Below are 24,092 nucleotides of genomic sequence, written 5' to 3'. Positions count from 1 at the left end.
ATGCGCCAGCGGCCCGCCCTTCATGTGAAGGGCGGGCCGCGGATAGCGTCAACCGTGTCGGGCGGTTCAGGCCGCGACGGGCTCCGCCGCCAGCTTCTTCACCACTTCCTTCTTCAGGCGGCGGCAGCGCAGCGACAGCTTGTCGTCGGAGGTCTTGACCAGCCAGTTGTCCAAGCCGCCATTGTGCTCCACCGAACGCAGGCCGTGCGTCGACACGCGCAGGCGAACGCTCTTCTCCAGCGAATCGGAGATCAGCGTGACGTTCTGCAGGTTGGGCAGAAACGTGCGCTTGGTCTTGTTGTTGGCGTGGGAAACGTTGTTACCCACCTGCCGGCCCTTGCCGGTCAGCTCGCAGATGCGCGACATGGCGTTCAAATCCTGGTTCGTCGTTGGACGGAAAGGCTGCGCCCCTAACGGGACGATCGGAAAAGGTCAACTGCGATCCGGGCAATGGGTACGGTCGACCGCCCGTGCAACCGCCCCCCTTCGACCGCGTTGTTACGCGCACGATCCATTTAGACGATGATAGGGGAGAAGGCGATGCGTGTAATCCTGGTGGTGCTCGCGCTGGTGCTGCTGGTCGGCGCCGGCCTGTTGATGACGGGCATGCTCAGCATCGATCAGACCCGTCCGGCCGTGGTGCAGGCGCCGCAGTTCAAGGCGGATGTCGGCCGCGTCACCATGGGCACGGAGACCAAGACGGTACAGGTGCCGCGAATCGACGTGCAAAAGGCGGACAACACCGCCGCGCCCGCGCAGTAAGGCGGCGGGCTCCGATCCGGCTAAGCTTGTACGATGGGGCCGGAATGGGCAGGGGCGGTAGGCGATGTTTCCGCTGCCCCACCCGATGCGACTGGCGCTGGACGCGGCGAAGCAGGCTGCGCTTGCAGGTGAAGTGCCGGTCGGGGCGGCGCTGGTGCGGGGTAGCGAGGTCATCGCGGTGGCGGCCAACGCGCCGCGCGAATCGTGCGATCCGACAGCCCATGCGGAGATGCGCGTGATCCGCGGCGCTTCTGCCCGCCTCAAGCGCGAACGGCTGGAGGATTGCGACCTGTATGTGACGCTGGAACCCTGTGCGATGTGCGCGGGTGCGATCGCCCATGCGCGCATCCGGCGGCTGTATTACGCCGCGCCCGATTCCAAGGGTGGCGCGGTGGAGCATGGGCCCCGCCTGTTCACGCAGCCGACCTGCCACCACCGTCCGGACATCTATCCGGGGATCGGGGACGCGGAGGCGGCACTCCTGCTGCGCGAGTTCTTCCGCGAACGCCGCTGAACGACGGTGGGTGGGGCGAACCGGCGGTCAGGCCGGCTCGCCCCCTTCAAGTCAGCCCCGCACGTCTTCCTGACGGATCGGCACGATCTTGATCTCGACCCGGCGGTTCGCAGCCCGGCCCGCATCGGTGTCGTTGGAGGCGATCGGCTGCGTCTTGCCATAGCCGCGCGTCGCGATCCGCTGCGACTGGACGCCGTGGCCCGACAGATAGTCCGCGACGGAAACCGCCCGACGCTCCGACAGCCCCTGGTTGTACGTGTCGCTGCCGGTCGCGTCGGTGTGGCCGTACACGTCGACCAGCGTCTCGTTATACTGCGACAGGGTCGACGCGACCTGGTCCAGCGTCCGGCGGAACTGCGGCTGCACGTCCGCGCTGTCATAGGCGAAGGTGATGCCCGACGGGATGTTCAGCACCAGATCGTCGCCCTGGCGCGTCACCTGCACGTCGGTACCGGCGGTGCGGGCGCGCAGGTCGCGCTCCTGCCGGTCCATGTACGCGCCGATGCCCGCACCGGCCAGGCCGCCCAGCCCGGCGCCGACCAGCTTTTCCGTCCGGTCATGCCGGCCGCCGACCACGTCGCCGAGCAGGTAACCGCCTAAGGCGCCGCCGATGCCGCCGATCGCGGTCTTGGAGATGCGGCGTTCGCCGGTGTCAGGGTCGGTGGTGCAGGCGGCGGTCGTGCCGGCCAGCGCGAACAGCGCGGCGGTGGCGATCAGCTTGGAACGCATGGAAACTCCCTGTGATGGTGATGGTGATGTCGACTTCAACACGGCGCCTCCACCCTTGTTCCGGATGCGAACCGAGCCGGCGATCCGCATACGCCCCCAAGCAGGAGCCCAAACATGAACATTGTGTCACACGGATATGTGCGGCAGAAGGGGGGTCCCACCCATGGCGCCGCTTCCCCCCTTTCCCTGGATCGACGTCCTGATCATCCTGGCGCTTGTCGCGCTGAACGGGGTGTTCTCGATGAGCGAACTGGCGATCGTCTCGGCCCGCAAGGCGCGGCTGGAGGCGATGGCCCGCACTGGACGCAGCGGCGCTCGCGCGGCACTGACGCTGGCGGCGGATCCCGGCAAGTTCCTGTCCACCGTGCAGATCGGAATCACCCTGATCGGCATCATCGCCGGCGCCTATTCGGGTGCAAGCCTGGGCGAACCGGTGGCGGCGCGCTTGCAGGCGGCGGGGCTGACGATCGAAACGGCGCGCCATGCCAGCTATGCGCTGGTGATCGGGCTGACCACCTTCGCCTCGCTGGTCGCAGGCGAACTGGTCCCCAAGCAGTTCGCGCTGCGCAATCCGGAACCGATCGCATCGGTGATGGCGCGGCCGATGCAGTGGCTGGCGATCGGCACCGCGCCGGTGGTGTGGGTGCTCGATTCGACCACGGGGCTGCTGTTCCGGCTGCTGGGCCTGAAGCGCGAGGCGGAGGAGCAGGTCACCGCCGAGGAACTGCATCTTGTGGTCGCCGAGGCATCGAAGTCCGGCGTGATCGAGGAGCATGAACGCTCCATCATCTCGGGCGTGGTGCGGCTGGCCGACCGGCCGGTGCGTGAGGTGATGACGCCGCGCACGGAGGTCGACTGGCTGGATTGCCGGCTGGACGCGGTGGGCATCCGCGAGAAACTGCTGGCGACGCCGCACACCCGCCTGCCGGTCGGCGACGGATCGATCGACGCGGTGGTCGGCGTGGTGCAGGCGCGCGACATCGCCACCGCGCTGTTCCGGGGCGAACCGCTGGACCTGACCCGGCTGATGCGCAAGGCGCCGGTGGTGATCGACCGCATCGACGCCATGGACGCGCTGACCGCGCTGCGCGAGGCGGACGTGCCGATGGCGCTGATCCATGACGAGTACGGCCATTTCGAGGGGATCGTGACGCCGGCCGACCTGCTCGCCGCGATCGCGGGCGTGTTCGCGTCCGACACCGACCCGGACGAATCGCCTGCGGTGGTGGAGCGGGAGGACGGATCCCTGCTGGTCGCGGGCACCGCCTCCGCCGATCTGCTTGCCGAGCGACTGGGACTGGACCTGGACGAGGATCGCGATTTCGCGACGGTGGCGGGGCTGGCGCTCGACGTGTTCAAGCACCTGCCGGCGGAGGGAGAGCATTTCTCCATGCAGGGATGGCGGTTTGAAGTGGTGGATCTGGACGGCCGCCGCATCGACAAGTTGCTGGTCAGCGCGGAAACGGACTAACACAGGTTGGAGCCGCCTGCCGGGGAACCGGGGCGCGGGCACGGTCATTCACTCGACCAACAAGGGAGTGAACCGTGAAGCCAAGCATGTCCTGTGTCCTGAGCCTGTCCATGTTACTGACGCCCTTGCCGGCGTTCGCCCAACAGGGACAATCCACTGTGCGGTCGATCTCCGCATCCGACAAGCAACAGGGCGCGGCCGCCAATCCCCAGCTGATTGCACAATTCGGCGGCGCCTATCGCGGGCCGCAGGCAGCCTTTGTGGAGCGCGTCGGCAAGCGGGTCGCGGTGCAGTCCGGCCTGTCGAACGCCAGCGGCGACTTCACCGTGACGACGCTCGACTCACCGGTCGAAAACGCCTTCGCCATTCCGGGCGGCTATATCTACATAACCAGGCAACTGCTGGCGCTGATGAATTCCGAGGCGGAATTGGCGTCGGTGCTGGGGCATGAGGTCGGCCATGTCGCCGCGCGTCACGCGAACAGCCGCAACACCCGCGCGACGCTGGGCTCCCTGCTCGCGGCCGGCGTCGGCGCGGCGACGGGCAGCGATCTGGCGACGCGGGCGGTCGGCACGGGCGCGCAGCTCTACACGCTGAAATACGGGCGCGATCAGGAATACCAGGCCGACGCGCTCGGCATCCGCTACATGGCGGCGGCGGGTTACGATCCCTACGCCTCGGCCGATATCCTGAGCGCGCTGGACGCGTCGACCGGCCTGTCGGCTGAGGCTGCGGGCAAGGCGGGGGGCAACGTGCCGACCTGGGCGTCGACCCATCCCAATTCGGAAGCTCGGGTGAAGCGCGCGGTGCAGCTGGCCGCAGCCACCGGTCGGCCGGAGGTGACGCCGGCGCAGGATACCGCGTTCCTGCGCATGCTGAACGGCCTGCCTTATGGCGAGGCCAAGGACCGGCAGAAGATCAGCATCGTGACCGTTGGCGCGAAGGATACGGTGGACACACTGGCCGCACGGATGGCGTTCCCGACGTTGCGCCGCGAACGGTTCCTGACCCTCAACGGGCTGTCTGCGGATCAGCCGTTGCGGGCGGGCACGCTGGTGAAGCTGGTGGTGGCGTCGTGAGGCGCGGCTGCCGCTGAGACCAGTCTGATCGGGAAGGAGGTCGGCGTGGCGGTGAAGCGAATCGTGTCCAACATCGCCACCGACCGGATGGACGCCGCGCGAGCCTTTTACGGGTCGATCCTGGGGCTGGAGCCGGTGATGGATCATGGCTGGATCGTGACCTTCGCCGGCGATGGAATGGCGACGCCGCAGATCAGCTTCGCCAGCGAAGGCGGGTCGGGCACCCCTGTGCCCGATCTATCGATCGAGGTGGACGATCTGGACGCGATTCACCGCCGGGTGATCGATGCCGGCCTCGTTCCCGAATATGGACCCATGCGAGAGCCCTGGGGCGTGCGGCGATTCTTCGTGCGCGATCCGTTCGGCCGGTTGCTCAACATCCTGTCGCACGCCTGAGGCGACGACGGCTCGTCAGCGCTGCGCGAGAATCTCGCGGTAAAGTTCGATGTACGCGTCCGCCATGCGTTCGACGCTGAATCGGTCCACCGCCGCCTTGCGACAGGCAGCGCGGTCGATCTCGTCCAGCCGATCCACGGCCGCGATCGCCTCGTCCAGCGAGTCGACCAGGAAGCCGGTCACGCCATGGTCGATCAGTTCGCCCATCGACCCGCGCCGCATCGCGATCACCGGCGTCCCGCAGGCCAGCGCCTCGATCACGGACAACCCGAACGGTTCGTCGAAGTTGATGAGGTGCAGCAGCGCCTTCGCGCCGCCGAGCGCCCGCACGCGGTCGGTGCCGCCGAGCGGGCCATTGTAGACGACGCGGTCGCCGTCGATCATCGGCGCGACGCGCTCGCGGTGATAGCCCTCGTCCTGCACGATGCCGGCCATCAACAGGCGGCGGCCGGTCGCCTGTGCGACGTCGATCGCCTCGCGCACGCCCTTGTCGGGATGGATGCGGCCGAAGAACAGGAGGTCCTCGCTGCCGTTCGCGTCGAAGGGGAAGTCCGCGATCGGAATACCGTGATGGATCGTCGCGGCGTAGCGCAGATCGGGCGAGCGATCCGCGTCGGAGATCGCGACATAATGCACCCGGTCCTCATACGGCTTGTACATCGGCAGGATGCGGTCCGACGAGAATCCGTGGATGGTGGTGACCATCGGCGTGGGGACGAGGTGCGAAAAGGCGTGCGCCGGGAAATCGGCCTGGTTGTGGATCAGGTCGAACTCGCCGGCCCGTTCGAACAGATGGGCGAGGTGGCGGAATTCCCACACCTTGGCATCGATCGACGGGTCTTCCGAATAGGGCGCCGGCACCACGGCGGACAGCGTTCCGGCGGTGCGGCTGTCGGCGGTGGCGAACAGCGTCACGTCGACCCCGCGCGCGACCAGCGCCTCGGTCAGCAGGCTGGTGACCAGCTCCCATGGCCCATAATGGCGCGGCGGCGTGCGCCAGGAGATGGGGGCGAGCATCGCGATCTTCATGCGCCGGCTGCTTAGCGGATGCGGCGCAGGATGATACCCTGATCCGGCTTCAGCGCGAGTCCGCCTGACCACTCCAGATCGAGGCCCGTGCCGTCGCTGGTCAGCAGCGGCACGAACGCTCCGGTGGGCAGGGAGAGGCGCTGCGCATTGCTGCCGAGGTTGAGCGCCACCAGCACGTCGTCGCCGCGCGTATAGGCCAGCACGTCGCCCTCCGCCTCCAGCAGGCGCAGGTCGCCGCCCGACAGTGCCGGCTGCGCCCGCCGCATCGCCAGCAACGCCCGCACCAGCGTCAGCATGGAGGCGGGGTCGTCACGCTCCGCCGCGACGTTGCGGGTGCGCCAGTCGGGGCCGAGCGGCAGCCAGGGCGTGCCGGTGGAAAATCCTGCGTTCGCCGCATCGCTCCACGGCATCGGCGTGCGAACGGGATCGCGACCCAGGCCCAGGCCGGGCTCCCGCAGTTCGCGCGGGTCCTGCACCTGGCCCAGCGGAATGGCGACATCCTCCATGCCCAGCTCGTCGCCGTAATAGAGCGTCGGCGTGCCCCGCAGTGTCAGCAGCAACATCTGCGCGACGCGGGCCTGTGCGGCGCCCCGCTTGGTGGCGGAACGGGGTCGGTCGTGATTGCCCAGCACCCAGTTGGGCCAGCCGTCCGCAGGCAGCGCCGCCTCATACTCCGCGATCAGCGCGGCGAGCGCGCGTGCGTTCCACGCCGCATCGATCAGCGTGAAGTTGAAGGGCAGGTGGACGCCCGGCGCCTCCGCCGTGCCGTAATACTGCATCAGCCGCTCGAACGGCAGGTAGATCTCCCCGATCAGGACGCGCTCGCAATCGGGCGTGGAGAACGCCTCCGCCAGCGCACGCATCCGCGCGGCGATGTCGTGCACCTCCGGCTGGTCGGTGGAGTGGGTCTGGTGGACGCGGTGCATGTCGCCCATGCCGGCATGCCAGTCCGGGTTGAGCGGGTTGTCGATGAACTCGGCATGCTTGACCATGTGCCAAAGCACGTCGATCCGGAACCCGTCCACGCCGCGTTCCAACCAGAAGCGCATCGCGTCCAGCATCGCATCGACCACCGCCGGATTGCGCCAGTTGAGGTCGGGTTGCTGCGGCAGGAAGGCGTGGCTGTAATATTGCCCCGTCGCCGCGTCCCACTCCCATGCCGGGCCGCCGAAGTCGCTGATCCAGTTGTTGGGCGGCGATCCGTCCGGCTTCGCATCGCGCCAGATGTACCAGTCGCGCTTCGGATTGGTACGCGATGACCGGCTTTCGACGAACCAGGGATGCCGGTCGGACGAATGGTTGGGCACGAAGTCGAGCAGCACGCGCAGCCCGCGGGTATGGGCGGCGGCCAGCAGCCGGTCGAAATCGTCCAGCGTCCCGAAACGCGGGTCGATGCCGACATAATCGGCCACGTCGTACCCGAAATCCGCCATGGGTGACGGGAAGATGGGGCTGATCCAGACCGCGTCGATGCCCAGGTCGACCAGATAATCCAGACGCTGCGTGATGCCGGCCAGGTCGCCGATGCCGTCGCCGTCCGTGTCCTGGAACGAGCGGGGATAGATCTGGTAGATCGATCCCGTCCGCCACCACGGCGTGCGTTCCTCCGTCATGAAAAGCGGCTCTTGGGCAGGCGGGTGATGCGACACGCCAGGTCGGCCTCTCCCGACGCGACGATGTAATGGTCGCCCGCATCGACGATGCCGGTCGAGAACACCACCGGGGTGGGCAGGTACATCTGGTGCGCGATGCCGGCGGTGAGGGCCGGGTTCGCCTCGATCAGGGGCTCGGTATCCTCCAGCCGCAGCAGCACGCCGGGATCGTCGCGGTCGTGCAGCGCCCAGAAGCTGCGATAGATGCCGACCTTTCCCTGTCGCTCCACCCCATGCCAGATGTGCAGCCAGCCGGCATCGGTCAGGATCGGCGGGGTGCCGCCGCCGACCTTCATCGCGCTGGCCGACCCTTTCCGTGCGCGGATGCCCGGCGCCTCCAGCGGCCTCCAGTGCAGCGCGTCGGGGGAAGTGGCGAGGTTGATCGACGGGCCGCCGACATAGGGTGATTCGGCCGGATAGGTGAAATACACCTCCCCCAGCGGCCGGGTCAGGGCGACGAAGCGGTCATCCACCTTGCCCTCAAAGAACAGCATGTCCTTGTTCTGGTGGTCGAGGATGATCCCCTCCAAACGCCAGTCCAGGCCGTTGTCGCTGGTGTGCAGCGCGGTGCAGTGCCGCTGCGCCGAGACGGAGCATTCGGTCATGTACCAGCGGTCGCCGATGCGGCTGATGCGGGCGTCCTCCACCCCGTAATCCTGCCATGGTGCGGCGGGTTCGATAGCGCGGTCGTAATGCACCGCCACCACCTCCGCGGCGTCCGGCGTCAGCTCCACCGGCAGCAGCCACGACAGCGAGGTCAGGCCGAGGATGCGATGCGCGGCGCCGCGGAACTCGAACTGGCGCGGGTCGGCCATGTCGACGCCGGTCATGGCATGGGTATCGAGCACATACCCGTCTGGCGTCCAGCGCACCGCGTGCACATGGCCGTCGCGTTCCGGCTCGCGCAGCGCCTCCGCCACCCGTACGATCAGCAGCAGGTTGCCGGATGGCAGCCGCGTCAGCCCCGGGTTGAAGGCGCCGAGCACATAGGTGTCCGCATCGATCCCGCGCCGAAGCGGCGAGCGGGACAGGTCGACGGCATCGGGTGTGAAGATCAGGAAATCGTCAGCCATGCTCACCGCAACGTGCCCGCCGCACCACCGTTCCGCCAGAGGGCGCGTGACCCGCCCGCGGGGTGAAGTGGAGAAAGTGGAGAGCTGAAACGCGTTTCTCCACTTTGCCTCCGGTTGGCGGTCGCGTGCTGGGCAGGGATGGCGGAGAGGCGACGAAACCGGACATGCCGCCGCCATGGCTTGGCGTGGTGATGTAGGACAGCTTCGATTTCCACCCCGTGCCGGTCTGGTTCTACGATCCGGGCGCACGATGTGCTGCCGGGCTCTGGACCTCGGCATGCGCCGGCGGATCGGTTGCTGGCGAAGCCTGGTCCCACCGCCGCCTGTCTTGGCCGCGCGCGCTTGAATGGCGGACGTGGGCGGGAGAGAAGGCGGGATGACCCCTGACTACACGACCCCCGCCATCCGTCCCCGCCGCAGTGCGCTGTTCCTGCCGGCCTCCAATGCGCGGGCGGTGGCGAAGGCGCGCGGCCTTGATGCCGATGTGGTGATCCTCGATCTGGAGGATGCCGTGGTGCCGGAGGCGAAGGCGGCGGCGCGAGAGGCGGCGGTGGCGGCGGTCCGGGGTGGCGGCTGGGGCAATCGCGAGCTGGTGGTGCGGGTCAACGGGCTGGACACGGAATGGGCGGCGGACGACCTGTCCGCGCTTTCCGGCATCGACGCGGACGCCGTGCTGCTGCCCAAGGTGTCGTCGCCCGACACGCTGGCACAGGCGCGTGCGCTGCTGGGCGAGGGGCCGGCGCTGTGGGCGATGGTGGAGACCGCGCGCGGGGTGCTGACCCTGCCGGCGATCGCCGATGCGGGATATGGGCTGGCGGTGCTGGTGGCGGGGACCAACGATCTGGCGCGGGAGATGCGATGCCGGCCGGGCTCGTCGCGCGCGCCGCTGGTGTCCGCGCTGACCGGCATCGTGCTGGCCGCGCGGGCGGCGGGGCTGGGGGTCCTGGACGGGGTATGCAACGCGATCGGCGACGGCGACCTGCTGGACGCGGAGTGCAGGCAGGGGCGCGACCTGGGCTTCGACGGGAAGACGCTGATCCATCCCAGCCAGATCGCGGCCGCCAACACCGCCTTCGCGCCCGATCCGGAGGAGGTCGCGTGGGCACAGCGCGTCGTCGACGCCTTTGCGCAGGACGATCGCGGCGCGATCCGGCTGGACGGGCGCATGGTGGAACGGCTGCACCTGGAGGAGGCGCGGCGCACGCTGGCGCTGGCTGGGGCTGTCGCACGCTGACGCGGTGAGACGGCGGCGCGGATGTGGCAGACTGGCTTTCCCTTTGACGCGCGCGCCCGGCACAATTGTGCGACAAATCGCCACTACGGCCGCGCCTGACACGAAATTTGCCGGAACACGAGAATGCGGACGCTGGGTATCGGATTGATGGCGGTGGTGGCGAGCCCCGCGGTGGCGCAGCAGGTCAGCCCCCCGGCGGCATCGGCTGTGCCCGTGTCTCCCGCCGCGCCCGATCCGCAACGCGCGGACCCGACCCAGCCCGGCGTCGCCGCGCCCGAGCCAGCGCCTGCCCCCGAAACGCCGCAGGCCCAACAGGCCGCCGCGCAGGAGGAGGACACGCCCGACGAACCGGACATCATCGTGCAGGGTCGCCGCAACCTGCCCGGCGCGGTGATTGGTGATATCCCGCCTGAGGTGCAGCTGGGCCCGTCCGACATCCGCTCCTATGGTGTCAGTTCGGTCAGCGAGCTGCTCGACGAACTGGCGCCACAGACGCGCAGCGGGCGCGGGTCGGGCGGTCGGCCGGTGGTGCTGCTCAACGGGCGGCGCATCTCAGGATTTCAGGAGGTCCGCGACCTGCCGACGGAAGCGATCGCGCGCGTCGACATCCTGCCCGAGGAGGTCGCGCTGAAATATGGTTATCGCGCCGATCAGCGGGTGGTGAACTTCGTCCTGCGCCGACGTTTCCGCGCCGCGACGGTCGAGCTGGCCGACCGCATTCCGACCTCCGGCGGGCGCAACACCGCCAATCCGCGCCTCGACCTGCTCGGCATCGCGAACGGGGGGCGGGTCAACCTGCACCTCGACTATACGGCCAGCTCTCCGCTGACGGAGGCGGAGCGGGGGATCACCCAACAGCCGAGCCTGTTCGGCGCGCCGGGCAACATCGTGGCGACGGGAAGCGGGGTGATCGACCCATTGCTCGGCACCGGTACCGTGGTCGGCGTGCCGGGTTCGTTTGCCGGCGCGCGGCCGATCCTGGGCGATTTCGCCGGGGTGGCACCGACCAGTGCCGACCAGGGCGCCTATCGCACCCTGCTGGGCAGTTCGCGGCAGTTCAATGCGAACGCGACCTATGCGCGCAGCTTCGGCAGCGTCGGCGCGACGCTGAACGGCACGTTGGAGGTGAGCGACAACCGGTCGACGCTGGGCCTGCCCTCGCTGTCGCTGACGCTACCCGCTGGCAATCCCTATTCCCCCTTTGCGAACACGGTGACGCTGACCCAGGCGCTGAGCGCGTTCGATCCGCTGGAACAGCGCGGGTCCAGCATTTCCGCCCATCTGGGCACCACCGTCAACGGGTCGCTGGGCGGGTGGCAGTGGAACGTGACGGGCAGCTACGACCGTATTGCCAGCGACACGGACACCGACCTCGGGATCGACGCGCGGGCGTTTCAGGATCGGCTGAATGCCGGCGATCCGACCGCCAACCCCTTTGCGGCGTTCAGTGCGGCGACGCTGGGCGCGGGCGACTTCTCCCTGCTGCCGGGCAATCGCGGCCACTCGTTGAGCACGGAAGGGGCGATCAACGCGCTGGTCACGGGGTCGCCCGTTTCGTTGCCGGCGGGGCCGATCACCACCAGCCTGCGCGTGGGCGGCACCACCAGCGACCTGTCGAGCCGATCGTTCCGGTCCGGCGTGACGACGCGTGGCGACGTGTCGCGCGACATCGCCAGCGGACAGCTCAACATCGACCTGCCGATCACCAGCCGCGACCGGGCGGTACTGGGCGCGATCGGCACCCTGTCGCTCAACGCCAATCTGGGCATCGACCAGCTGTCGGACTTCGGCACGCTGACCACGGTCGGCTATGGCGCGAACTGGAGCCCGATCGAGGGCGTGCGCGTGATCGCGTCGCACACCGATGACGAGAACGCGCCAAGCGCCGCGCAGCTGGGCAATCCGACAGTGGTGACGCCGAACGTGCGCGTGTTCGATTACGTGTCGGGTGCGAACGCGGTGGTGACCACGATCACCGGCGGCAATCCCTTGCTGAACGCCAACAACAGCCACACCACGAAGATCGGCCTGACGGTGAAGCCGCTGAGGACCACCGACCTGACGCTGTCGGCCAATTACGTGAACAGCGACACCGACGACGTCATCGCCGGCTTTCCCACGCCCACGGCGGCGATCGAGGCGGCGTTCCCGCAGCGATTCCTGCGCGGCGCGGACGGGCAATTGCTCCAGCTCGATTCGCGACCGATCAACTTCGCCCGGTCAGAGCGGTCGGAGCTGCGCTATGGCTTCAACCTGTCCGTGCCGTTGAAGTCGAGCATCCAGAAGCAATTGGAAGCATTCCGCGCCGGGACCGGACCGAACCCGTTCGCCGGACTTCGCCCACCGGGTGGCGGACGTGGGCCGTGGGGCGGCGACGGGCGCGGTGATGCGCGATCGGGCGGGCAAGCGGACGGCAACGCCGCGCGCGCGCCGGGTGGTAATGGAGCGGCGGCGGGCGGCAACCGTGGCGACACCGCGCCTGCCCCTGGACAAGCTGGCGGCGCGGTCTCCGGCCCCGGCGGTCCCGGCGGCGGCCGCTTCGGTGGGCCGGGCGGTGGTGGTGGCGGCTTCCGCGGCCGGGGCGGCGCCGGCGGTCGGCTGCAATTCGCGCTGTATCACACCTGGCACTTCACCGACCGGGTCGACATCGGGGCGAACGGCCCGTTCCTGGACCTGCTCAACGGCGACGCGATCGGCCAGACCGGTGGCCAGCCGCGCCACGAGCTGGAGGGGCAGGCCGGATACAGCAACAACGGCCTGGGCGCGCGCCTGTCGGTCAATTATCAGAGCGGCACGACGGTGAACGGCGGCACCCCCGCCAGTCCCAACGTCCTCGACTTCTCCAGCCTGACCACCGCCAACCTGCGACTGTTCGCGGATTTCGGCGGTCGGCTGGACCTGTTCCGCAAGCACCCCTGGTTGCGCGGCACCCGGTTGACCGTGTCGTTCGACAACCTGTTCAACCAGCGCCAGCAGGTCCGCGACGCGCGAGGCGTCACGCCGATCAGTTTCCAGCCCGGCTATCTCGACCCGCTCGGCCGATCGGTCCGCCTGTCCATCCGCAAGCTGTTCTTCTGAGCGGCGCCTTCCCGTCAAGCGCCACGGCGCGGGCCGGCGTCGTTCAATCCCCGACGATGGCGTCGATCGCCTCGGCCAGCTCGATGTCGCGGGGGGACAGGCCGCCGGCGTCATGCGTGGTGAGCAGCACGTCGACGCGGTTCCAGACGTTGGTCCATTCGGGATGGTGGTTCATCCGTTCCGCGATCAGCGCGACCTGGGTCATGAAGCCGAACGCTTCGACGAAGTCGGCGAACACCAGCTGGCGGGTGATGGCGTCGCGCGCCTCGTCATAGTCCCATTCGGGCAGACCATCGAGCGCGTCGGCCCGTTCGGTCTCGTTCAACGCTTCCACCATGTTCCCGTCCTTTCCCCGCCGTGGCGGCACGGGTATGCGAGGCAGGATGAACGGGCAAGCGATCAGCATGACGGGGCCGGCGCCGGACGCGGACGCGATCGAAGCGATCGCCCGCGACACCATCGCGCGCCTGCCGGCGCAGTTCCGCGCGCATCTCGGCGACGTGGTGCTGCTGGTCGAGGAGGTGGCGGACGAGGAGACGCTGGCCGCACTCGGTATCGAGCATCCGCTGGACCTGACCGGCGTCTACCATGGTCGGCCGGTGGGCGACAAATCGTCGATGGATCCGGCCGCGATGCCCGATCGCATCCACCTGTACCGCCGCGCGATCCTGGACGAATGGGTCGAGACGGGCGTGCGGCTGGACGATCTGGTGCGGCACGTGACGATCCATGAGATCGGCCACCATTTCGGCTTGAGCGATGCGGACATGCACGCACTGGAAGACGAGGCGCGCGATTGACCCTGTTGGTGCTGGATCGGGTCACGGTCGCGCGGGGGCGGCGCATCTTGGTCGAGGGGCTCTCGATCGCGCTGGAGCCGGGTGACGCGGCGCTGGTCACCGGCCCCAACGGGGTCGGCAAGTCGAGCCTGATCCGGCTGTGCGCCGGGCTATTGCCGCCTGCGGTCGGGACGGTGGAGGCGGCGCCGTGCGCGCTGGCGGATGCCCGGCTGGCGCTGGACGACGAACTGCCGCTGGAGCGGGCGTTGCGTTTCTGGAGCGGGAAGGCGCGGACGCACGAGTCGATGGCGGCCTTGCGGCTGGATCATCTGGCGGCGGTGCCCGTGCGGCTGCTGTCGACCGGTCAGCGGCAGCGGGCCAATCTGGCGCGGGTCGTGGCGAGCGATGCGCCGCTGTGGCTTCTCGACGAGCCGGCGAACGGACTGGATGCCGATTCCACGGCGTTGCTGGGTGAGTTGGTGGCGGCGCACCGCGCCGGCGGCGGCGCGGTGGTGATCGCGACGCATATCCCGGTGACTCTTCCAAACGCCGTCGAGGTGCGGCTGTGATCGGCGCGCTGATCCTGCGCGAGCTGCGCCGCGCATGGACGGGCGGCGGGCTGATCACGCCGGTGGTGTTCTTTCTGCTGGTCGCGGTGCTGTTCCCCTTCGCCGTGGGACCGGACGGCGCGCTGTTGTCGCGGGTCGGAGGCGGGGTGATCTGGGCGGCGGCGCTGCTCGCCGCGTTGTTGCCGGTGGAGCGGCTGGTCACGCCCGATCTGGACAGCGGTATACTCGATCAACTGACGGTCCGGCGCGTGTCGGTGCCGATGGTCATGCTGGCCAAGACCGCCGCGCACTGGCTGGGCTTCGCACCCGCGCTGATGGCCGCCGCGTTGATCGCCGCGGGGTTGCTGGACCTGTCGGCCGTCACCCTGGCGCGGGTGGAGGCCGGGTTGGCGATCGGCACCGTCGGGCTGGCGGCGCTGGCGGTCGCAACGGGCGCGCTGACCGCCGGATTGCGCGGTGCCGGCGCGCTGGCGGGGCTGCTGATGCTGCCGCTGGCGGTGCCGCTGCTGATCTTCGGCGCGGGCGCGGTGCAGCAAGGGACCGGGGCGCTGAAGCTGCTGGGCGCGGTCAGCCTGTTGTACCTGGCGGGCGCGCCCTATGTCGCGGCGGCGGCGATCGGTGCCGCACGCGACTGACGCCAGGAAGCCGGATCAGGCCTGGATCGGCGGCAGCGACAGGGCCGGCAAGGTCCGGTCCCCCTGTGGCCCGCCGTACACGCGGTCGAGATAATGGCCGGCCAGCGTGTAATGCGCCTTGCTCGCCTCCGGCACCACGGCCTGTCGCGCCATGGCAAGTTCCCGCTCCGCCCGGCGGTAATAATAGAGTGCATCCTCGGTCATCAGCGAAATCCCCTGTTCGCAAATCGAGACCGGATGATCCTAGATAAGCCCCAGGATCGAGTCCGTGATGCAGGTTAGCGCACGTGAAAAACTATCGTGCGGTTACAGTTTGCTAGCGGTGCCACCGCGCCCAGATCGCGGTCGGCAGGACCAGGCCGCGTGCCTCCTCGCGCACGCCCAGCTCCCCCGCCTCCACGGTGCCGGGCAGATCGGCGAAGAGCTGGCGCAGCAGCTCGCCGATCGCCAGCGCGCTCATCCGGACCGCATAAACGGTCAGGAACAGAAAGCGGCTGTCGGCGTCGAGAAGCTGGCGGCAGTTGGCGACCAGCGGCGCCAGATCCTCCTCCAGCCGCCACACCTCACCCTCCGGCCCGCGACCGTATTTGGGCGGATCGAGCAGGATGCCGTCATAGCGGCGGCCGCGCCGGACCTCGCGCGCGACGAACTTCGCGGCGTCGTCGATGATCCAGCGGACGGGTGCCGAGTCGAGCCCGGACAGCCGGGCATTGGCGCGTGCCGCCTCCACCGATTTCTTGGACGCATCGACATGCACCATGCGCGCAGCTGTCTTTTCGCCCGCCATCGCCAGCGTGCCGACCCCGGTATAGCCGAACAGGTTCATGCATTCGGGCGCGTCGGTGCCCGCCACCTGCTCCCGCATCCAGCCCCATACCGGCGCCATGTCGGGGAAGAACCCCAGGTGCCGGAACGGCGTGGTCTGCGCGGTGAAGCGGACATCGTCCCAGGCGAGCGGCCAGCCGTCACGCGGGGTCGGGCGGTTGAAGGTCCAGCGGCCGCCGCCATCCTCGTCCGATCCCGGCACGAACTCGCCATCCGCCTGCCACTCGGCATTGGCCGGCGCCCACATCGCCTGTGGCTCCGGTCGAATAAAGCGGTAGCGGCCATAGCGTTCGAGCTTTCGGCCATGACCCGAATCGATCAGGCCGTAATCGGCCCATGGCTCCCCGATCAGCGATTCCAGCTTCACGCGGAGGGCACCGCGCGTTCGGCGATATAGCCCGACACGGCCTCGAACGTCGCGGGCAGGGTGACGAACCGCTCCTCCCGCTCGAACAGGTCGCCGACACGGGCGGGGAGGGAGGGGCGCAGGCCGATCGCGCGCTCCACCGCGTCGGGGAACTTGGCGGGATGCGCGGTCGCCAGCGTCACCATCGGCACATCGCCCGCCGTCGTGCGCGCGGCGGCAAGGGCGATCGCGGTATGCGGGTCGATGCACTGGCCGGCGGCGTCATGCGCCCAGTGCATCGCGCCGGCCATCGCGTCCGCATCGATCCGCGCGCTGGTCAGCAGGCCGGCATGGCCGCCGCTCTGCGCGTTGGTCAGCCGCATCGCGCCCGACCCCTCGAACCCGCGCATCTGGCTGGCGAGCGCGGCGCCGTCGCGTCCGCCGATGTCGAACAACAGCCGCTCGAAATTGGAGGAGACCTGGATGTCCATCGACGGTGTCGCGGTCTGTTCCACCCGGCCCTTGCTGTAATCGCCCGCAGACAAGGCGCGGTGCAGGATGTCGTTGACGTTGGTGGCGACGATCAGGCGCGCGATCGGCAGCCCCATGCGCGCGGCGACATAGCCGGCGAAAACGTCGCCGAAATTGCCCGTCGGCACCGAAAAGGCGACTGTACGCTCCGGCGCGCCGAGCCGGACGGCGGCGTAGAAATAATACACCACCTGCGCCATCAGCCGGGCCCAGTTGATCGAGTTTACCGCCGACAGGCTGAACCGGTCGGCCATGGCACGGTCGTTGAACATCGCCTTCACCAGCGCCTGGGCGGTGTCGAAATCGCCATCGATCGCGATGTTGTGGACGTTGGGCGCGGACACGGTGGTCATCTGGCGCCGCTGCACCTCCGACACGCGTCCTGCCGGGTGGAGCATGAAGATGTCGACGCCCGCGCGATTGGCGACCGCGTCGATCGCCGCCGAGCCGGTGTCGCCGCTGGTCGCGCCGACGATGGTCAGATGCTTGTCCGTGCCGGTCAGGAAGCGTTCGAAGAACAGGCCGAGCAGTTGCAGCGCCACGTCCTTGAACGCCAGCGTCGGGCCGTGGAACAGTTCCAGCAGCCATTGGTCGTGGCTCAACTGGACCAGCGGCGTAACGGCGGCATGGCTGAAACGGCCATAGGCGGCCTCGCACAGGTCGCGCAGCGCGTCCTCCGACAGGTCGTCGCCGACGAAGGGCAACATCACCCGCACCGCGGTTTCGGCGTAGGACAGGCCCGCCAGCCCGGCGATCGCCTCCGCCGACATCGTCGGCCATGCCTCCGGCAGGTAAAGGCCGCCATCGGAGGCGAGACCGGTCAGGGTGGCGTCACGAAAGCCGATGACCGGCGCGGTACCGCGAGTGCTGATGTAGCGCATGGCGCCGGGCGTAACCGGCCGATGCCGACCTGACAACAGGTGCTCAGCGTGGCGGGGCGGAGCGCAGGCGGCGTCGCAGCGCCAGTACGTACACGATCGCGGCCACCGCGGCGAAGAAGAACCACTGCCCGGCATAGGCAAGGTGATTGTTTGGCACCGACCCGACATCCGGCGGTGAATTGGGTGACAGGCCCGCCAGCGGCGGCGTGGACACCAGCATCATCCGCTGCGGCTCATGATGGAACAGCGTGGCGATCAGCGGCCGCGTGTCGGGCGCGTGGCTGAGATAGCCGACGACCGGGCCGCCGGACCAGCGTGGCGCGGCCTTCGGATCGCGGGTCGTGCCCATCTGCACCAGCATCCCGGGCCCCTCCGCACCGGTACGGCAGGCAGCGATCGCGCGGAACCCCGCCGATCCGGCGCCGGCCAGGGTGACGCCGACGGGTTGCAGGCAATAGCCGCTGGTCCGCCGGAACAGCAGCGTGTCGTTGGGCATGCGGGGGAAGGCGATCGCGGGCAGGGCCGGATTGCGCTCCAGTCGGGCGAGATAGGCCAGCTTCGCGGGGCGACGGTCGACCAGCTGCCACAGGCCGAGCGCGATCATCGCGGCCACGGCCAGCGTCACCAACAGGGTGGGAAGGACGGGGATGCGCCTCACGACCGGGCGTCGTCTTGCGGGATGGCCGCGCGCTCTGCGGAGGGCGGTGCCGCCCATTCCCGCGCCGCGTTGCGATATTCCAGTGCGATCAGCGCGCCCTTGGCCAGCCGCAGCGATCCGATCACGCCGCCGATCGTCACCGGAATCCAGATCAGGTGCACCCAGTGCGGCGGCGACAGCGCCAGTTCCAGCCAGATTGCCAGGCCGACCACCAGAGCGCCCAGAATAAGAGTGAGAAACGCCGCCGGACCGTCACCGACATCGAAGCCCGCGATGTCGAGCCCGCAGGCGCGGCACGATGGCGCGAACCGGATCGGACCGTCGAACAGCGTGCCTGCGCCGCAGCGCGGGCACAGTCCCTTCAGAGCAACCGCTTGAACTGACGGAACAGCCGGTCCGGTGGCAGGCAGCGCCGCCGACGCGGCATCGGGATCAGCCGGGCGGGGCGGGGTGGAGGTGTCGTCCACCCCGGTCACGACCTCAGGCGCCTTCGATCGGCGCGCCCCAGCCGCCCCAGACGTAGATGGTGACGAACAGGAACAGCCACACCACGTCGACGAAGTGCCAGTACCAGGCCGCCGCCTCGAACCCGAAATGCTGGCGCGGCGTGAACTCACCTTTGTACGCGCGAATCAGGCAGACGATCAGGAAGATCGTGCCGACCAGCACGTGGAAACCGTGAAAGCCGGTCGCCATGAAGAAGGCCGCGCCATAGTTGATCCCCTTGAACGGGAACGGCGCATGGGCATACTCATAAGCCTGGATGCAGCTGAACAGCGCGCCCAGGATCACCGTCAGCCACAGCCCCTTCAGCACGCCGTCGCGGTCGCCGACGCCCAGCGCGCCCCACAGGCCGCGCTTCTCGCCGCCACGCTGACCATGGATCAGCGCGTGGTGCGCCCAGGTCACCGTGGTGCCGCTGGTCAGCAGGATGAAGGTGTTGAGCAGGGGAAGCTTGAACGGGTCGATGACCTCCAGCCCCTTTGGCGGCCACTGCGCGGCGATTGCGGCTGCACCCTCCGTCGCGCGTTCCACCTGGCCCTCCACGACCTGCATCGCGGTCGGGAACAGCGAGAAGTCGAAAAACGCCCAGAACCAGCCGACGAAGAACATCACCTCCGACGCGATGAACAGAATCATGCCATAGCGGAAATGCAGCTGCACCACCGGCGTGTGGTCGCCGTGATGCGCCTCGCGGATCACGCTGGCCCACCAGGAGAAGACGGTCGCGATCAGCAACCCGCCGGAGATCAGCGCGACCCAGCCCAGGCCGTTGGCATGTTCCGGCCCGGTATGGCCGCCATGCATCCAGCCGATGAAGCCGGCCGCCGTGCCCAGCGCCAGCATCGACACCAGGAACGGGTGAATGTCGGGGGGCAGGATATGGTAATCGTGGTTCTTGGCGCCGGCCATGCGTGGCATCCCCCTTTCAAAGGCTCTTCGACCGGATGTCTAGCTGCGAGACTTGCCGGAATCTACGGGATAAAACGTATAGGACAGGGTGATCGTTTCCACGTCGGCCGCATCGGGGTCGCTCAGCATCTTCGGATCGACGTAGAAGATGACCGGCATGCGCGCCGTCTCATGCGGTTCCAGCGTCTGTTGCGTGAAGCAGAAACACTGGATCTTGGTGAAATACTTCCCCGCCTGATTAGGCGTGACGTTGAACGTCGCGGTGCCGGTGATCGGGTGGTCCGACGTGTTGGTGGCGGTGAAGAATGCCATGTCGCGGGCGCCGACCGACACCGTGTCCGAGGGATTCTCTGGCCGGAACTTCCACGGCAGATTGGGGCTGACATTGGCGTCGAAGTCGATGCGCACCTGATGATCGACGCCGCCGGGCGCCTGTTGCCCGCGCTGGGTGGTGCCGTTCAGCCCGGTGACCTGGCAGAACACCCGGTACAAGGGCACGCTGGCCCAGGCGAGGCCGGTCATGAAGCACAGCCCCAGCACCGCGAGCAGCGCCGTGCGGCCGGTGCGCGTCAGGCGCCGCTTCACCCGAGCATGCCCATGCGGATCTTCGCCAGCGTGATCGCGAAGATCAGGATGACGAGGCCGCCGAGCAGCAGCGCCATTACCACGGCGCGGCCGCGCTGGCGCCGGCGGATCAGATCCTGATCGTCGGGCATCATGCCAGCCACCGGTCGGCGACCAGCGCCCCGAACACCACGAACAGGTAGAGGATGGAATAGCTGAACAAGCGCTTCTCCGGCTTCATGGGGTCGCCGGGCACCTGGCGACGGGTCGCGACGCGCGCGGCCAGGACGGCAAAGACGATGGTGGTGACCAGGGCGGTCACGCCGAAGATCGGCCCCGTCAGCCCGAGCGGCCAGGGCGACAGCGCGGCCAGGGCCATGGGAATGGTGTACAGTCCGATCTGCGCGCGCGTCACCCGCTCGCCCCGGACCACCGGCAGCATGGGCACGCCGGCATTGGCGTAATCCGTCTTCACGAACAGCGCGAGCGCCCAGAAATGCGGCGGGGTCCACAGGAACACCAGCGCGAACAGCAGCAGCGGCAGCAGCGCCACCTGTCCGGTCGCGGCCGCCCAGCCGATCAGCGGCGGGAACGCCCCAGCCGCGCCGCCGATCACGATGTTCTGCGGCGTACGGCGCTTCAGCCACACGGTGTAGATCAGCACGTAGAACAGGATCGACAGCGTCAGGATCGCCGCCGCCGGCACGTTCACCGCCAGCCCCATCAGGATCACGGAAAAGCTGCCCAGCCCAACCCCGAAATGCAGCGCCGCCTGCCGGTCCATGCGCCCGTCGGGCAGGGGGCGACGGGCGGTGCGGCGCATCTGCGCGTCCAGATCCGCCTCATACCATTGGTTCAGCGCACCCGCCGCGCCCGCGCCCAGCGCGATGCACAGAATCGCCGTGAAGCCGATCACCGGGTTCACGGAAACGGGCGCGGCCAGCATCCCGCACAGGCCGGTGAACACCACCAGCGTCATCACGCGCGGCTTGGTCAGGGCCAGGAAGTCGCGCCAGTGGGCGGGCGGCAGGAGGGGGGCGGCGGGGGGCATCGTCGGCGTCGGTATAAACGTGCCGGAGGGCGGGGGAAACCCGCCACGGCTCCATCCGCCGTGATGTGCGTTGGGCCGCCGAACCACGCGAAAGGCACAAGCAATGGCGATCTTCAACAAGGACATGGTGAAGCTGGCGAGCGGCAATGACTTCTTCCAAAAGGAAGTGTATCTGGACAAGCAGATCCAGATCGTCCTGATGAGCCTGAAGCCGGGCGAGGAAATCGGCATGGAGAGCCACCGCGCCGACCAGTCGACCTTCTTCGTCGAGGGCGAGGGGCAGGCGATCGTCGACGGTCACTCGACCAAGGTGAGCGGCAACCACCTGATCGTGATCCCGAAGGGCGCGGAGCACAACATCGTCAACAAGGGCACGACCCCGTTGAAGCTGTTCTCCGTCTATGCCCCGCCGGCCGAACCTGCCGGCGTCGCGCACAAGACCAAGGAAGAGGCCGAGGAGGCTGAGGAAGGCTTCATCAGCCGCGCCGCGAAAAAGGCCAAGGAGATCGTCGGCGGCTGACGCTCGGCGACCGGTGCCCGTCCCGCGCGCTCAGTGCGGGACGGACACCCGTCCACACACCCGTTTTGTCGCAAGGCGACGCGGTCGTGTGTTTTCGCATGTGGAACGGGTCGGCCATGTCCGCGGACAAGCGCACGACGTCCCGACGAGCGGCGACAGCGGCAGACGCCAAGGCGAGCGACGCCCTAATCGGCCCCGCCGGATCGGTCGCGCGGCCTTGCTGGCAATCAGTGATTATGATGCCGATGCAATCCGTGCTGACCTCGCGAAGTGGAACAACGAAGCCGCTATCCTGCCCATTCGAACCGTCTTGTGAGTATCGAGGATGGCCGGGCGCGCGTTGCGGCTCGCCTGGTTGGCAGCGTTCAAGTTTGTCGCAGGTCAGGTAGAGAGTTTGAACCGGCGAAAACCTTGTATGACAAGGGGCCTTGCTGAAATCGGAAGGGCCATCCCCTACTGTCCGCGTTATACCATGCAACGCCATAGATGAGGGCGTATTAAGTAGAGGGGTAACACCTGTGAACGACAAAATACGGGAATACGAGAACCGTCGCTACGCTGCCGTCCTCTCAGGTGACGCAGACGCCCTTGCGCCGTTGCTACACAAAGACCTGCGATACATCCATTAGAGTGGAACGGTTCAAAATCGGGACCAGTACCTGTCCGATCTGGCCAACAAGGTCTGGGTGTACCGCGAGGTCCGCCGCTCGGACGAGACGATCACCGAACTCGGTGATGCGGCGCTCGTCAGCAATCAGCTCGATATGACGGTGGTTTTCAACGGCGACGTTCATCCCGTGCACTCCACGGCGCTATCCGTGTGGGCAAAGAGCGGGGGCGGCTGGCTGCTCATCGCGGTGCAATCCACTGCCATTCCTGAAACGACTCAGAAGGGTGACAAGCCCTCCAGCAGCTAAGCGTTGGCGCCGGGCTACGCCCTCGTTGCCGGTGTGACAGCCGGCGCGACTTCATTGTCTCGCGCGCTTCGTACGCTCGATATGTTCCGCGACGAGGGCAGTCATCATGTAGCCACCGATGATGGAGAAATGCTCCATGAAGTCGTTCATGTCGTTGAACCGCGCGACGCCATGAAGCGTCCAGAAGTGATGGGCGATGAACGCCGCTAGGCCTGTGAAGACGCCCAGGGCTCCGGCGCCGAGCCATATGAAGCGTCCAGAGAGGATGAGCAGCGGCGCGCCGATCTCCACCAGGATCGTCAGGGCCGCCCAAAGGGCAGGTGGATGCAGGCCGACCGCTGCCTGCTCCTGGACCGCCGACGGGAACTGAACCAATTTCAGAATGCCGCTGATCAAATAGAGGCCGACGACCAGCAGGCGCGCGATCGTCCACGTCCATCGCCAGTCGAGTAGAACATCGACCCAGCGGGGATCGTTGCCTTGTTGCTCCCGCATCAATCACCCTTCCCATCTGGCTGAAGGCAGGACCGGAGATTGGCGCAACAATGCGGCCGCTCCCCGGACCCTTGAAGCATAGGTTAGGACTTCTTGGCCTTCTCGGCGTCAGCGGCGCTGATCTGTTCGATGAGGACCGAGAAGTCGACGTCCAGCGCCTTGTAGACGTCAAGCGCCTTGGGATCGGCGTTGGTCCGCATGATCTCGACCATGATCGAGAGGTAATCTGTCAGAATGACGCCCTTCTGCGTCATCCGGGCGATTCCCGCCTCTCGCTGCGTCTGGCTGAAGGCACCCGATGCGTCCACGACGACGTAGGACGCATAGCCCTCATCGATTGCGGAATAGGCCGGGTATCCGATGCCGATCGGCGGCAAGGGCGTGGCGATGGTCGATGCTCGTGACATCGCAGAGGTCGCCGCGATCGAGCTGATCCGCCGCGACGCCGCCGAGACCATGCTGCCGATCGAGACGATCAACGTCGTCGGGCCGGACACGTTGACCGGCGAGGCGGTGGCGGCGATCTGGTCGGACGTGCTCGGTCGTCCGATCGTCTATGGCGGCGACGATCCCAGCGGCTTCGAGGCCAACATGGCGACGTTCATGCCCAAGTGGACCGCCTATGAGATGCGGCTGATGGCCGAGCGCTACGTCAGCGACGGCATGATCCCCGAGGCCCGCGACGTCGAGCGCCTGACTGCGCTGCTCGGCCGTCCGCTTCACAGCTATCGCGAGGCCGCGGCTCGGCTCGCCGGCGCCTGATCTTCCGTAAACCCGTCCACCTGCCGCTGGGGTCGCCCGGCGACAGGTGGACCCAAAGTCGGCCGTTCGTGCAGGGTTGAGCGGGCTGGGAGAGCGGACGTTGGTTCAGGCCAACTTGGCTGTTTTCAG

General features: G+C 68.1%; 29 protein-coding genes and 1 pseudogene. 13 read left to right on the top strand and 17 right to left on the bottom strand.

Going from position 1 to position 24,092, the window contains the following annotated elements:
* Positions 1–66: 66 nt before the first annotated feature.
* Positions 67–366 carry a 50S ribosomal protein L28 gene (rpmB, locus tag BMX37_RS13660; protein ID WP_093666322.1) on the bottom strand — a complete coding sequence of 100 codons (300 nt, stop codon included), beginning with the start codon at positions 364–366 and terminating at the stop codon, positions 67–69.
* A gap of 174 nt (positions 367–540) precedes the next feature.
* Here rpmB and BMX37_RS13655 point away from each other — a divergent pair, with 174 nt between their 5' ends.
* Both BMX37_RS13655 and BMX37_RS13650 read left to right on the top strand, forming a co-directional pair.
* Positions 541–762 carry a hypothetical protein gene (locus BMX37_RS13655; protein ID WP_093666424.1) on the top strand — a complete coding sequence of 74 codons (222 nt, stop codon included), beginning with the start codon at positions 541–543 and terminating at the stop codon, positions 760–762.
* A gap of 85 nt (positions 763–847) precedes the next feature.
* Positions 848–1,276, top strand: coding sequence for a nucleoside deaminase (locus BMX37_RS13650; RefSeq protein WP_093666423.1), 429 nt, complete (start codon positions 848–850; stop codon positions 1,274–1,276).
* A gap of 51 nt (positions 1,277–1,327) precedes the next feature.
* Here BMX37_RS13650 and BMX37_RS13645 read toward each other — a convergent pair whose 3' ends face one another.
* Positions 1,328–2,005 (bottom strand): YiaD family glycine zipper/OmpA-like lipoprotein, encoded by a 678-nt coding sequence (locus BMX37_RS13645; RefSeq protein WP_093666321.1) that lies wholly within the window; start codon positions 2,003–2,005, stop codon positions 1,328–1,330.
* Between the two features lie 163 nt (positions 2,006–2,168).
* On the opposite strand from BMX37_RS13645, the gene BMX37_RS13640 reads away from it, so the two are divergent.
* The 3 genes from BMX37_RS13640 (at position 2,169) to BMX37_RS13630 (ending at position 4,951) form a co-directional block, all read left to right on the top strand.
* Positions 2,169–3,476, top strand: a complete 1,308-nt coding sequence (locus BMX37_RS13640) for a hemolysin family protein (RefSeq protein ID WP_093666320.1) — start codon at positions 2,169–2,171, stop codon at positions 3,474–3,476.
* An 86-nt stretch (positions 3,477–3,562) separates the two neighbouring features.
* The gene (locus tag BMX37_RS13635; RefSeq protein WP_093666422.1) at positions 3,563–4,555 is read left to right on the top strand and encodes a M48 family metalloprotease; all 993 of its coding nucleotides are present in this window, start codon (positions 3,563–3,565) and stop codon (positions 4,553–4,555) included.
* 45 nt (positions 4,556–4,600) lie between these two features.
* Positions 4,601–4,951: a VOC family protein gene (locus BMX37_RS13630; RefSeq protein WP_093666319.1), complete on the top strand. Its 351-nt coding sequence runs from the start codon at positions 4,601–4,603 to the stop codon at positions 4,949–4,951.
* Between the two features lie 15 nt (positions 4,952–4,966).
* On the opposite strand, the gene BMX37_RS13625 is transcribed toward BMX37_RS13630, so the two are convergent.
* From BMX37_RS13625 to BMX37_RS13615, 3 genes are read right to left on the bottom strand one after another with little or no spacing between them, the layout of a single operon-like run.
* Positions 4,967–5,980, bottom strand: coding sequence for a glycosyltransferase family 4 protein (locus BMX37_RS13625; protein WP_093666318.1), 1,014 nt, complete (start codon positions 5,978–5,980; stop codon positions 4,967–4,969).
* Between the two features lie 11 nt (positions 5,981–5,991).
* The gene (locus BMX37_RS13620) at positions 5,992–7,593 is read right to left on the bottom strand and encodes an alpha-amylase family glycosyl hydrolase (RefSeq protein ID WP_093666317.1); all 1,602 of its coding nucleotides are present in this window, start codon (positions 7,591–7,593) and stop codon (positions 5,992–5,994) included.
* Entirely contained in the window at positions 7,590–8,705 is a 1,116-nt protein-coding gene (locus BMX37_RS13615) for a glycoside hydrolase family 130 protein (protein WP_093666316.1), read from the bottom strand. Before BMX37_RS13615 ends, BMX37_RS13620 begins: the two co-directional genes overlap by 4 nt.
* Positions 8,706–9,081: 376 nt before the next feature.
* Between BMX37_RS13615 and BMX37_RS13610 the strand changes: the two genes are divergently transcribed.
* Positions 9,082–9,939 carry an HpcH/HpaI aldolase/citrate lyase family protein gene (locus BMX37_RS13610; protein ID WP_093666315.1) on the top strand — a complete coding sequence of 286 codons (858 nt, stop codon included), beginning with the start codon at positions 9,082–9,084 and terminating at the stop codon, positions 9,937–9,939.
* 123 nt (positions 9,940–10,062) lie between these two features.
* Positions 10,063–13,017 carry a TonB-dependent receptor gene (locus BMX37_RS13605; protein ID WP_093666314.1) on the top strand — a complete coding sequence of 985 codons (2,955 nt, stop codon included), beginning with the start codon at positions 10,063–10,065 and terminating at the stop codon, positions 13,015–13,017.
* Positions 13,018–13,060: 43 nt separating this feature from the next.
* On the opposite strand, the gene BMX37_RS13600 is transcribed toward BMX37_RS13605, so the two are convergent.
* Positions 13,061–13,354 carry a 4a-hydroxytetrahydrobiopterin dehydratase gene (locus BMX37_RS13600; RefSeq protein ID WP_093666313.1) on the bottom strand — a complete coding sequence of 98 codons (294 nt, stop codon included), beginning with the start codon at positions 13,352–13,354 and terminating at the stop codon, positions 13,061–13,063.
* Between the two features lie 67 nt (positions 13,355–13,421).
* Here BMX37_RS13600 and BMX37_RS13595 point away from each other — a divergent pair, with 67 nt between their 5' ends.
* From BMX37_RS13595 to BMX37_RS13585, 3 genes are read left to right on the top strand one after another with little or no spacing between them, the layout of a single operon-like run.
* Positions 13,422–13,817 (top strand): metallopeptidase family protein, encoded by a 396-nt coding sequence (locus tag BMX37_RS13595; RefSeq protein ID WP_244501588.1) that lies wholly within the window; start codon positions 13,422–13,424, stop codon positions 13,815–13,817.
* Entirely contained in the window at positions 13,814–14,365 is a 552-nt protein-coding gene (ccmA, locus tag BMX37_RS13590; protein ID WP_093666311.1) for a heme ABC exporter ATP-binding protein CcmA, read from the top strand. The genes BMX37_RS13595 and ccmA overlap by 4 nt, the downstream gene beginning before the upstream one ends.
* Complete coding sequence (locus BMX37_RS13585) at positions 14,365–15,000, top strand: heme exporter protein CcmB (RefSeq protein ID WP_093666421.1); 636 nt, start codon at positions 14,365–14,367, stop codon at positions 14,998–15,000. The genes ccmA and BMX37_RS13585 overlap by 1 nt, the downstream gene beginning before the upstream one ends.
* 15 nt (positions 15,001–15,015) lie before the next feature.
* Here BMX37_RS13585 and BMX37_RS13580 read toward each other — a convergent pair whose 3' ends face one another.
* From BMX37_RS13580 to BMX37_RS13545, 9 genes are all read right to left on the bottom strand, one after another.
* Entirely contained in the window at positions 15,016–15,204 is a 189-nt protein-coding gene (locus tag BMX37_RS13580) for a hypothetical protein (RefSeq protein WP_093666310.1), read from the bottom strand.
* A gap of 112 nt (positions 15,205–15,316) precedes the next feature.
* On the bottom strand, positions 15,317–16,192 hold the full coding sequence (locus BMX37_RS13575) for a class I SAM-dependent methyltransferase (RefSeq protein ID WP_093666309.1): 876 nt from the start codon (positions 16,190–16,192) through the stop codon (positions 15,317–15,319).
* Entirely contained in the window at positions 16,189–17,583 is a 1,395-nt protein-coding gene (thrC, locus tag BMX37_RS13570; protein ID WP_093666308.1) for a threonine synthase, read from the bottom strand. The genes BMX37_RS13575 and thrC overlap by 4 nt, the downstream gene beginning before the upstream one ends.
* Positions 17,584–17,626: 43 nt before the next feature.
* Positions 17,627–18,241: an SURF1 family cytochrome oxidase biogenesis protein gene (locus tag BMX37_RS13565; RefSeq protein WP_093666307.1), complete on the bottom strand. Its 615-nt coding sequence runs from the start codon at positions 18,239–18,241 to the stop codon at positions 17,627–17,629.
* On the bottom strand, positions 18,238–18,651 hold the full coding sequence (locus BMX37_RS13560; protein WP_093666420.1) for a DUF983 domain-containing protein: 414 nt from the start codon (positions 18,649–18,651) through the stop codon (positions 18,238–18,240). Before BMX37_RS13560 ends, BMX37_RS13565 begins: the two co-directional genes overlap by 4 nt.
* A gap of 70 nt (positions 18,652–18,721) precedes the next feature.
* Entirely contained in the window at positions 18,722–19,654 is a 933-nt protein-coding gene (locus BMX37_RS13555; protein WP_093666306.1) for a cytochrome c oxidase subunit 3, read from the bottom strand.
* 39 nt (positions 19,655–19,693) lie between these two features.
* Entirely contained in the window at positions 19,694–20,239 is a 546-nt protein-coding gene (locus BMX37_RS13550; protein WP_093666305.1) for a cytochrome c oxidase assembly protein, read from the bottom strand.
* The gene (locus tag BMX37_RS18860; protein ID WP_170841976.1) at positions 20,236–20,373 is read right to left on the bottom strand and encodes a hypothetical protein; all 138 of its coding nucleotides are present in this window, start codon (positions 20,371–20,373) and stop codon (positions 20,236–20,238) included. The genes BMX37_RS13550 and BMX37_RS18860 overlap by 4 nt, the downstream gene beginning before the upstream one ends.
* The gene (locus BMX37_RS13545) at positions 20,370–21,269 is read right to left on the bottom strand and encodes a heme o synthase (protein WP_093666304.1); all 900 of its coding nucleotides are present in this window, start codon (positions 21,267–21,269) and stop codon (positions 20,370–20,372) included. The genes BMX37_RS18860 and BMX37_RS13545 overlap by 4 nt, the downstream gene beginning before the upstream one ends.
* Positions 21,270–21,372: 103 nt before the next feature.
* Here BMX37_RS13545 and BMX37_RS13540 point away from each other — a divergent pair, with 103 nt between their 5' ends.
* The gene (locus BMX37_RS13540) at positions 21,373–21,789 is read left to right on the top strand and encodes a cupin domain-containing protein (protein ID WP_093666303.1); all 417 of its coding nucleotides are present in this window, start codon (positions 21,373–21,375) and stop codon (positions 21,787–21,789) included.
* Positions 21,790–22,430: 641 nt separating this feature from the next.
* Positions 22,431–22,706: pseudogene (locus BMX37_RS13535) on the top strand (nuclear transport factor 2 family protein); the annotation flags it as partial.
* A gap of 51 nt (positions 22,707–22,757) precedes the next feature.
* On the opposite strand, the gene BMX37_RS13530 reads toward BMX37_RS13535, so the two are convergent.
* Together BMX37_RS13530 and BMX37_RS13525 are read right to left on the bottom strand one after the other, a co-directional pair.
* Positions 22,758–23,201: a DoxX family protein gene (locus BMX37_RS13530; RefSeq protein ID WP_093666301.1), complete on the bottom strand. Its 444-nt coding sequence runs from the start codon at positions 23,199–23,201 to the stop codon at positions 22,758–22,760.
* Between the two features lie 83 nt (positions 23,202–23,284).
* Positions 23,285–23,608: an isochorismatase family protein gene (locus BMX37_RS13525; RefSeq protein WP_244501586.1), complete on the bottom strand. Its 324-nt coding sequence runs from the start codon at positions 23,606–23,608 to the stop codon at positions 23,285–23,287.
* On the opposite strand from BMX37_RS13525, the gene BMX37_RS13520 reads away from it, so the two are divergent.
* The gene (locus BMX37_RS13520; RefSeq protein WP_244501585.1) at positions 23,589–23,963 is read left to right on the top strand and encodes a Rossmann-fold NAD(P)-binding domain-containing protein; all 375 of its coding nucleotides are present in this window, start codon (positions 23,589–23,591) and stop codon (positions 23,961–23,963) included. The genes BMX37_RS13525 and BMX37_RS13520 overlap by 20 nt on opposite strands.
* The last annotated feature ends 129 nt before the right edge of the window (positions 23,964–24,092 follow it).

Source organism: Sphingomonas gellani (genome assembly GCF_900110035.1).
Classification (GTDB): Bacteria; Pseudomonadota; Alphaproteobacteria; order Sphingomonadales; family Sphingomonadaceae; genus Sphingomonas; species Sphingomonas gellani.
The sequence above is the reverse complement of the archived record's forward strand: the minus strand, read 5'-3'. Positions and strand labels throughout refer to the sequence as shown.

Excerpts from the sequence above, each read along its gene's own strand:
- rpmB (WP_093666322.1), bottom strand. The coding sequence starts at position 366 with ATGTCGCGCATCTGCGAGCTGACCGGCAAGGGCCGGCAGGTGGGTAAC.
- BMX37_RS13655 (WP_093666424.1), top strand. The coding sequence starts at position 541 with ATGCGTGTAATCCTGGTGGTGCTCGCGCTGGTGCTGCTGGTCGGCGCC.
- BMX37_RS13650 (WP_093666423.1), top strand. The coding sequence starts at position 848 with ATGCGACTGGCGCTGGACGCGGCGAAGCAGGCTGCGCTTGCAGGTGAA.
- BMX37_RS13645 (WP_093666321.1), bottom strand. The coding sequence starts at position 2,005 with ATGCGTTCCAAGCTGATCGCCACCGCCGCGCTGTTCGCGCTGGCCGGC.
- BMX37_RS13640 (WP_093666320.1), top strand. The coding sequence starts at position 2,169 with ATGGCGCCGCTTCCCCCCTTTCCCTGGATCGACGTCCTGATCATCCTG.
- BMX37_RS13635 (WP_093666422.1), top strand. The coding sequence starts at position 3,563 with ATGTCCTGTGTCCTGAGCCTGTCCATGTTACTGACGCCCTTGCCGGCG.
- BMX37_RS13625 (WP_093666318.1), bottom strand. The coding sequence starts at position 5,980 with ATGAAGATCGCGATGCTCGCCCCCATCTCCTGGCGCACGCCGCCGCGC.
- BMX37_RS13620 (WP_093666317.1), bottom strand. The coding sequence starts at position 7,593 with ATGACGGAGGAACGCACGCCGTGGTGGCGGACGGGATCGATCTACCAG.
- BMX37_RS13615 (WP_093666316.1), bottom strand. The coding sequence starts at position 8,705 with ATGGCTGACGATTTCCTGATCTTCACACCCGATGCCGTCGACCTGTCC.
- BMX37_RS13610 (WP_093666315.1), top strand. The coding sequence starts at position 9,082 with ATGACCCCTGACTACACGACCCCCGCCATCCGTCCCCGCCGCAGTGCG.
- BMX37_RS13605 (WP_093666314.1), top strand. The coding sequence starts at position 10,063 with ATGCGGACGCTGGGTATCGGATTGATGGCGGTGGTGGCGAGCCCCGCG.
- BMX37_RS13600 (WP_093666313.1), bottom strand. The coding sequence starts at position 13,354 with ATGGTGGAAGCGTTGAACGAGACCGAACGGGCCGACGCGCTCGATGGT.
- BMX37_RS13595 (WP_244501588.1), top strand. The coding sequence starts at position 13,422 with ATGACGGGGCCGGCGCCGGACGCGGACGCGATCGAAGCGATCGCCCGC.
- BMX37_RS13580 (WP_093666310.1), bottom strand. The coding sequence starts at position 15,204 with ATGACCGAGGATGCACTCTATTATTACCGCCGGGCGGAGCGGGAACTT.
- thrC (WP_093666308.1), bottom strand. The coding sequence starts at position 17,583 with ATGCGCTACATCAGCACTCGCGGTACCGCGCCGGTCATCGGCTTTCGT.
- BMX37_RS13555 (WP_093666306.1), bottom strand. The coding sequence starts at position 19,654 with ATGGCCGGCGCCAAGAACCACGATTACCATATCCTGCCCCCCGACATT.
- BMX37_RS18860 (WP_170841976.1), bottom strand. The coding sequence starts at position 20,373 with ATGATGCCCGACGATCAGGATCTGATCCGCCGGCGCCAGCGCGGCCGC.
- BMX37_RS13545 (WP_093666304.1), bottom strand. The coding sequence starts at position 21,269 with ATGCCCCCCGCCGCCCCCCTCCTGCCGCCCGCCCACTGGCGCGACTTC.
- BMX37_RS13540 (WP_093666303.1), top strand. The coding sequence starts at position 21,373 with ATGGCGATCTTCAACAAGGACATGGTGAAGCTGGCGAGCGGCAATGAC.
- BMX37_RS13530 (WP_093666301.1), bottom strand. The coding sequence starts at position 23,201 with ATGCGGGAGCAACAAGGCAACGATCCCCGCTGGGTCGATGTTCTACTC.
- BMX37_RS13520 (WP_244501585.1), top strand. The coding sequence starts at position 23,589 with ATGGTCGATGCTCGTGACATCGCAGAGGTCGCCGCGATCGAGCTGATC.
- BMX37_RS13525 (WP_244501586.1), bottom strand. The coding sequence starts at position 23,608 with ATGTCACGAGCATCGACCATCGCCACGCCCTTGCCGCCGATCGGCATC.